This window comes from Helicobacter sp. T3_23-1059 (assembly GCF_053654515.1).
The window spans coordinates 1-1822 of sequence record NZ_JBSIUV010000124.1; the positions used below are offsets into that span (position 1 = coordinate 1).

Sequence of the window (1822 nt, forward strand, 5' to 3'; positions counted from 1 at the left end):
GTTGCTTAATTTTGCAATTTTAACAGCTTTAATATCAAGACTTCTTGCAAAGCTACGAGCGTAAGCGAAGTAGAAACATATTTAAGAATCTTTTTTAAATCTATCTTGTTTTTGATTCTCTTAGCCTCTGAAATTCTTGCAAAGGTTTTTATTATGTGGTGATATACTTGTTTTTCATCGTGTAAATCATAATTTAAAGCTACTTTGTTTAAGTTTAAGTTAAAGAAAGCCTTAATAAATCTTTCATTTATTGCAACCATATTGCAAACAGAATAATCCATATACAATTCAATATGGATGAAAAACATAGTCCAAAAACAAAACTTTTTCTTAGCCATAGCTTCTTACTATGGCTATTCAAAAGAGATTCATATCTACTTTTTTCAAATACTCTATATCGCATTGTAAGTAACAACATATTAAATACCAATAAAATAAATGACGATACAAAAGCAAATAAAACAAAGAAAATCACATCAAAATCTAAACCCCTATAATCTCTATATAAAAAGCCCACTATTATATAACCTACAAAGCCACCAACAAACTCACCCAAAATAAAACGAAAATTAATAAATTTTTTTGTATATGTGATGACATTTAATAGATAAATACAGAGGGTGTTAAGAATAAAATTACCGATAATAAAATATAGTGCTGTGTGCAGGAACAAAATTCCAACGATATATACCAATCCGCCATTCATTGTTTTAAGTCCAATAATTTAAAATATCTTGTATAAACTCTTTTTGAAAGATAATCATTTGGTATTTTTAGATTCTTAAAACTTTTGCTAGTAACTATAAAATCCAAGCCTAGATTGAAGAAAAATTGAATGTTTTGGTAGTCTTGATTCCTCATTATATTATTATCTGAATCTTTTGAAATATTTTTATCTACTTCTACAAGCGGAAGTTTATTGGCTATATAAACAATATCATCTTTTACATATCCTTGCAAAATGCTCTCTTCCACCATAAACTCCATTTTGTCATAATTCCAAGCACCTACAAATTGCATAGGACTATCCACAAAATCAAAACTATCATCAACATAGGCTTTAATTTGTGTAGAGAATATAGATACTTCGTCATCGTTTATTTTTTCTACTTCAAATTTATCTAAAACATAATAGATTTGAAATTTACCAGAAAGAGCATAAAGGGCTATGACTTGGTTTGATTTTTCTTCAAAATTCAGCAAATATTCCTTACCAAAATCACTATCAGAGATTCCATAATATTGCATTTGATGCCTTCTTAAATCACTCGGTTTTGTATCATTAAGGAGTCTAGCCCCATTCATTGTTGCATTCCATTGAATAATCTAATTACTTTGGCAATTAGATTATATTCCAATGTTGTGCTACATATTACATAAAACAGCAAAGAAAATAAAAGATTCAAGCCAAAGATATAATATTTTTCTTTTTTACTTAGAAAAATATTTTGCTTATTGTTAGACAAAAATTTAAATAATAAAAGGTATATTGTAGAATAAATATTAAAAAATATCACACCTAATAATACAAAGACTACATCACTTTCTTTTATTGATAGATAAAGCATTATATACATTACCAGAGTAAGCATAGCATAACACAACAAACCACAAAGTAACCAATATCTGATACTCTTTTTTTTAAGCAGAATATTTTTAACTCGGGGTATAAATGTTATAAGGATAAATGGTAATAGTCCCACTAAAATAAGTTGATACAATATAAGGCTATAGGGAAAAAGTATAATCCCACTAGCCAATCCCTCTATAAACAACATCAATCCACCTTTATACTTATAGGCATTGATAAGGGGGAGACTTT

General features: G+C 27.7%; 3 protein-coding genes. All 3 read right to left on the reverse strand.

The window, feature by feature from the left end; all coding sequences use genetic code 11:
* Positions 1-5: 5 nt before the first annotated feature.
* On the reverse strand, positions 6-338 hold the full coding sequence (locus ACWIX0_RS13435; RefSeq protein WP_454174490.1) for a hypothetical protein: 333 nt from the start codon (positions 336-338) through the stop codon (positions 6-8).
* A gap of 364 nt (positions 339-702) precedes the next feature.
* The gene (locus ACWIX0_RS13440; RefSeq protein ID WP_454174491.1) at positions 703-1305 is read right to left on the reverse strand and encodes a DUF6402 family protein; all 603 of its coding nucleotides are present in this window, start codon (positions 1303-1305) and stop codon (positions 703-705) included.
* Positions 1302-1822, reverse strand: a 521-nt coding sequence (locus ACWIX0_RS13445) for a hypothetical protein (protein ID WP_454174492.1), incomplete at its 5' end; no start/stop codon positions are given. The genes ACWIX0_RS13445 and ACWIX0_RS13440, both read right to left, overlap by 4 nt.